The organism is ANME-2 cluster archaeon, assembly GCA_014237145.1.
GTDB lineage: Archaea > Halobacteriota > Methanosarcinia > Methanosarcinales > Methanocomedenaceae > Methanocomedens_A.
This window is the reverse complement of record JAAXOC010000116.1, coordinates 1-5,826: the sequence shown is the minus strand read 5'-3', so window position 1 is coordinate 5,826 and position 5,826 is coordinate 1. Positions and strand designations below refer to the sequence as shown.

Sequence of the window (5,826 nt, the reverse complement as noted above, 5' to 3'; positions counted from 1 at the left end):
TTCAATCCGAACCTTTAGGAGGAAATTTAAGAAAAACTGAACCGTCCTATGTGTTTATTGGCATTTTAAAGCTGTTACATCCATTTTGCCGGAGGCTCATTTCTATAAATAATACATTTATTTTTAAAAAAACACATAACAACAACTATTTTATCCTTCCACATCCATCTTAATCCCGATGAAAGTCTACAAGAACTATGATGACCTGCCCAAGATCAAATTCCCCCGAGGTCAGGAAGTATTTATCAGCGACAGTACGATCCGGGACGGCTCTCAGATGCCGGGTGTCGTTATGTCAAAAAGCCATAAACTCCAGATTTTTGAGTATCTTCACCAGATCGGAATAGAAAAACTGGAAACCTTTGTATTTAACCATCGGGACAAAGAAGCAACGAGATCTATGCTGGACAAGGGATACGAGTTCCCAGAGGTCACAGGATGGGCCAGGGCAAATCCTGCCGACATTGATCTGGTACTGGAGATGGACGGGATAGAAGAAACCGGCATACTGATGTCTGTTTCGGATTCGCATGTAATTGACAAGATGGGACTTCCTTCAAGGGAGGCCGCAGAAGAGAAATACCTGGACGCACTGCAATATGCAGTAGACCACGGACTGCGCACCCGCGCACATATCGAAGATATGACCCGTGCCGACAACTACGGTTTTGTGTTCCCGCTTGTCGAAAAATTGATAGAGATCGACCCGGACTGTATTATCCGTTTATGCGATACCCTTGGCATGGGAATACCTTTTGAAGGTGTGGACGAACCATATGGCATCCCGACAATGGTCAAATACCTTCATGACGAAATGAAAGTCAAGAATATTGAGACCCATGTCCATGATGACTTCGGGTTGGGTATGGCAAACACACTTGCAGGATACTGGCATGGTGCCAACTGGGCAAGCCTCACGTTTTTAGGTATCGGTGAGCGTGCCGGAAACACAGAAATAGAGAAGGTGGTGCTGTTTTTGCAAGAGAGGGTGGAAGGGTTTGATAAATATAACCTGGAATCAGTAACTGAGTTTGCCAGATTCATGGAAAAAGAGATCGGTATCCGGGTGCCCCGTAACAAGGCCGTCGTAGGTAAGAATATATTTGCCCATGAAAGCGGTATACACACAGCCGGGGTCATCAAAAACCCATTCACTTACGAGGCCTACCTGCCAGAGCTTGTGGGTGGGAAGCGGCTGTTGCTGATCGGCGATTCATCCGGACTTGAAGTACTCAGGCATAAGGTAGAAGAAACCCTGAATGAATTGATGGGTGTCAGGGCAAAAGTACTGAAACGAGACCCCAGGCTAAAAGAGATCCAGGACCATATCCATCGGCTCTATGATGAAGAACTAAGAGTATCCAGCATCTCTGATGAGGAATTGAGGGGTTATGTTGAGAAATACTTCATGTTCGAACCGATCGTAGAATCCGAAACCCACGAAAAAGCAAATATACGCTGAGAAAATAATTTTACCGGCGGAAAAGCCCGCCGGTCTATCTTGTTTATTTATTTATTTATTTTAACTTAGCTATAATAGCATCACTCATCTCGCTTAGTTTTGCACTGCCGCCCATATCATAGGTGACATGTTTGCCTTCTGCTATTACTGATTCAGTTGCATCGAAAATTGCCTTTGCCTGCTCCTTCTCACCAAGATAATCCAGCATCCATGCCCCCGCCAGTATGGTTGCTACCGGATTGACCTTATCCTGGCCCGCATATTTCGGCGCTGAACCGTGGGCAGGCTCGAACATGGCATAACTATCGCCAATATTAGCAGAATATATCAACCCGATACTGCCAACCAGCGCACTGCACTCCTCGCTGATCACGTCCATGAACAAATTGGTTGACAGCAGGATGGATTCATTGAATAACTTGGGGTTCTTGATCAACTGCTGGGCGATATTGTCAATATGGTATTCCCAGACCTCCATCTCAGGATACTCCTGGTGTACCTTTTCCACTTCTTCTAAGAATGTACCGCAGGTCAGCTTGAGAATATTGCTCTTATGGATGGGCACCACCTTCTTCCAGCCCCTGCGCTTTGCCTCCTCAAAGGCATACCTGGCAATAAGGCTGCTATTGGTGCGGGTTATCTTGCGAATGGCAATATAAACATCATCAGTAAGCTTGATCTCTTCACCGATATACAACCCTTCCGTACCTTCCCTGATGCATACGAAATCCACATCCCCCAGAGGTTTGGCAGTGTTGGGGAATGTCCTGGTCGGTCTTACATTGGCGTACAGGTTAAATTTCTGCCTGATAGATACGGCAACGCTCTTGGGTGAACCTGCACCGCCCGGTGTTGTAGTAGGTCCCTTGAAACATGCATCGGTTTTTTCAAGCAGGTCCCAGGTTTGTTTTGGAATTAGTGAATCGCCACCATTGGCCTCCCACCAGGTAGCTCCAGCCTCACAAGTTATGAACTCTACATTTGTACCGGCAGCCCGGGTAACTGCGATCATGGCATCTACCAGTTCAGGTCCCACACCGTCTCCTTTTATTATTGCTGCTTTTTTACTCATAATATTTCACATCTGCTCTTTCATTCAAATCCGGCTATATTTGGTAATTATTTCATTTAAGGGCTTCGAACGGTGTTCATCCAATTGTAACAAGCTTAAAATGTGCATATAGAGATTTTTTTTATCTATCCGACCTTGTCCTTGTAGTACTGTAACGCTTTTCTTATTACATCGGTTTCGGGTTCGCGGTACATTGCATTCATATCCCCATTACCGGAATACATATCTACTCCCCTTATCACCACTGCCGGTGTACCCCAATCACCTTCACCCATAAGGAAATTGGCAAACCCGGCTATCTCATCCACCACTGCCTCGTTGGCAACTTCCAGTTCGACCCCGAACAGGTCAGTGCTGCCCCTCCAGTCATGGTGGGTGTCGATACCCGAAATCCCCAGGGCAATACCTGTTTGCCCTTCCCGAAACGCCCTGCCATTGGTATCGGTGATGATAACACTGACCAGTTTGCCTGTTAGCCTGAAAAAATCTTCTTTAAGCTGCCTGGCACTTTCATCCGGGTCAGCGGGCAGCAATAATAATCCATGCTCCACATTTGACTCATCAATACCTGCATTGATGCAGACATTCCCGCTTACGTGCCGGACAAGGAAGATGGGGGATTCAATGAGAACTTCCGTACTTTCATTGAGCACTGCCTGGACGAAGGCTGGGTCATTTCCAATTTTTTTAGAAATTCTCTCTGCTTCCGGTGTGGGAGTTATGGTTCCAGGATCGATAACCAACGCCTGCGCCTTGGACACGATTGTTGAGGCGATCACAATAATGTCGTGTTCTTCTATTGTCGTTCGCTTGTTGATGAGCCCGGCAAGGTCATGACCCTGTTCTATCATGGGCATGTTATCCACTGTGAAAACACTTAATTTCAATATTATTCCTCTCATAAATTATGTCAGGTAAACACTGCTGCAAACATTTGAATTTTAGACATTCGTATTTTGGACATTCATGTTTTATAGACTTTGATTATATTACTATTGTAGGAACGTTTAAGTGATTACTCATATATAAAAAAATTAGTAAAACTTTCAATATAGATGTATTTAATTTATAAATATTTATTATGATAATTCATACTTTAGACACGATGTAAAATATGGTTAAAGTTCTGGTTGTAGATGATTCTATTTTAACACGGACAATGTTAAACAATATTTAGATAGAAAACGGTTATGATGTTGATGAGGCTGTTAACGGGAACGAAGCAGTTTCCAGGTATGACGAGGTCAAACCCGACCTTGTATTGATGGACCTAGTGATGCCTGAAAAGGATGGGTTGAATACAATAAAGGACATAATCAGCAAGGATTCCAGCACAAAGATCATTGTTTGCAGTGCCGATATCCAGATATCGATAAACACGTCTACTTTATTGTCAAGAACCTAATGATACAGATTTTAGCATTCCTCTTCCACAAACCATATGTAAAGGGGAGGGCTATTCGTTAACGATGGCAGAAATATATCCCGGCACTGAGACCAGGTCACTGCTGATCCAACTGGGCTACAATGAAGCACTAATACAGGATATCCAAAGTGAACTCAATACTTTGTTCAGGGAGACCGGATTTCCTGAAATTAAAAGATCAATTTTTTCTGCCAGCCAGAAAAAGGATATAACACAACTGGTGGATTCCTTGAAGACGCTGATGGTCTCACTGGAAGACAAAGGCTTTTACCGACCTGATATTCCCCAACCGCTGCTTAAGCTTTTGGTGAACGGCCTGAACCTGAAGAACGAGGATATTTTTGCGATCCTTGACAGGTCAAGTATACCTGATGAACTAAAAAGAAATGAAAAGGAATTCCTTGTTTCATGTGCTGCCATAACCCAGCTTGGTTACATACTCCTGCGCTGCCTGGTACCAGAGGTAAAGGCTGTGAGTGCAGGACCCCATGTATGTATCATGATCGATGGTTTTTCGCCAGGTTCAATGATGTTCATTGATTTCAGCCTGGATGCGATAAACGAAGTAAATGTCAAGCAGGTATATGACAGGCGGGATAATTTATATTATCTTAAAAATCCGGACGAGATATCCGGACTGGATGAGGAGACATCCGGTTTGTTGATGAAATATTACTCTTCCTTCCAGGTGACCACAAATATTGGTCTAAGTCATATTATTCATAATAACCTGGGCATTGTCTATGATACGGCTGGCAGGTACGGGGAGGCAATCGAAGAGTATGGGGAGGCTCTCAAACTTGATCCGGATTATATTGAAGCCCACAATAACATGGCTGTCATACATGACAGGATGAGCAGGAATGAGGAAGCAATTGGTGAACTCCAGGAGGTATTAGGACTCAACCCGGGATACACAGAAGGACATAGCAACCTTGCACATGTCTATACCGGGATGGGTCGATACGATGAAGCGATCTTTGAGCTTGAAAAAGCACTGGGGCTTGATCCTGACTATGTGCCGGCACATAACAGTCTGGGTCATATCTTTGCCGGACAAAAGAAATACCCTGAGGCAGTAAAGGAATTCCAGGAAGCTATCAGGCTTGACCTAAAATATGTCCTGGCCCACAATAATCTTGGACATGTCTATCTGGAGCTTGAGAAGTATGATGATGCGATAAAGGAGTTTGAGCAGGTCACAAAGCTGGACCCCATGTTTACCGAGGCACACCAGGGTATGGGATTGGCCTGCTACAACAAGGGTAGATATGATAAGGCAGCCCACGCCTGGGCCCGGGCAGTCTATCTTAAACCGGAATTAATGGACTGTGTGCCTGATAAGTTGAAACTCAAAGTGAACATGGGCATTTCAAGGCTCAAGTTCTCGAAATGAAATTAACTGCAAACCGATTCGCAGTCAAGGTAAAAGATATATAAAATCTACGTATTCTTATATATGTGAAAATTAAGAATGGAGATGTCAAATTGATAAAGAAATCAACAATCCGGTTAATCGTCCTGATGATCATTACTTCACTGATTACCCTGAGTGGATGTACACAGGCTCCCGATTCAGCCACTGATCCAGATACGAAGGATAACAAAAGTGAATCACAAGACGGGGATTACATTTATGGAACTGCTGTGGTCGAATCCACCGAAATACTGGTTCTCGAATCATTTCCTGTACAGATACATGTAGGTGCAAAAGGCTACCTGCCAGACGGCTGCACCGGGATTGACAGGGTTGAAGCAAAAAGAGATGGCAATACATTCACAGTTACGATAACAACAAAACGACCAAAAGATATGATGTGTACACAGGCCATTGTACCCTACGAAGAAAAAGTCCCGCTTGATGTT

Annotated in this window: 6 protein-coding genes; 4 read left to right on the top strand and 2 right to left on the bottom strand. The window is 44.1% G+C overall.

Features of this window, described 5'->3' with window-relative positions:
* Positions 1-178 precede the first annotated feature (178 nt).
* Entirely contained in the window at positions 179-1,462 is a 1,284-nt protein-coding gene (locus HF974_15760; protein MBC2699752.1) for an isopropylmalate synthase, read from the top strand.
* Positions 1,463-1,517: 55 nt separating this feature from the next.
* Here the strand turns inward: HF974_15760 and HF974_15755 are convergent, their stop codons facing one another.
* Together HF974_15755 and HF974_15750 are read right to left on the bottom strand one after the other, a co-directional pair.
* Complete coding sequence (locus HF974_15755; GenBank protein MBC2699751.1) at positions 1,518-2,534, bottom strand: isocitrate/isopropylmalate dehydrogenase family protein; 1,017 nt, start codon at positions 2,532-2,534, stop codon at positions 1,518-1,520.
* A gap of 125 nt (positions 2,535-2,659) precedes the next feature.
* The gene (locus HF974_15750) at positions 2,660-3,436 is read right to left on the bottom strand and encodes a coenzyme F420-0:L-glutamate ligase (GenBank protein MBC2699750.1); all 777 of its coding nucleotides are present in this window, start codon (positions 3,434-3,436) and stop codon (positions 2,660-2,662) included.
* Between the two features lie 275 nt (positions 3,437-3,711).
* Between HF974_15750 and HF974_15745 the strand changes: the two genes are divergently transcribed.
* The 3 genes from HF974_15745 to HF974_15735 all read left to right on the top strand — a co-directional run.
* Positions 3,712-3,939 (top strand): response regulator, encoded by a 228-nt coding sequence (locus HF974_15745; GenBank protein MBC2699749.1) that lies wholly within the window; start codon positions 3,712-3,714, stop codon positions 3,937-3,939.
* Between the two features lie 64 nt (positions 3,940-4,003).
* Complete coding sequence (locus tag HF974_15740; GenBank protein MBC2699748.1) at positions 4,004-5,356, top strand: tetratricopeptide repeat protein; 1,353 nt, start codon at positions 4,004-4,006, stop codon at positions 5,354-5,356.
* A gap of 65 nt (positions 5,357-5,421) precedes the next feature.
* Positions 5,422-5,826, top strand: a 405-nt coding sequence (locus HF974_15735; protein ID MBC2699747.1) for a hypothetical protein, incomplete at its 3' end; no start/stop codon positions are given.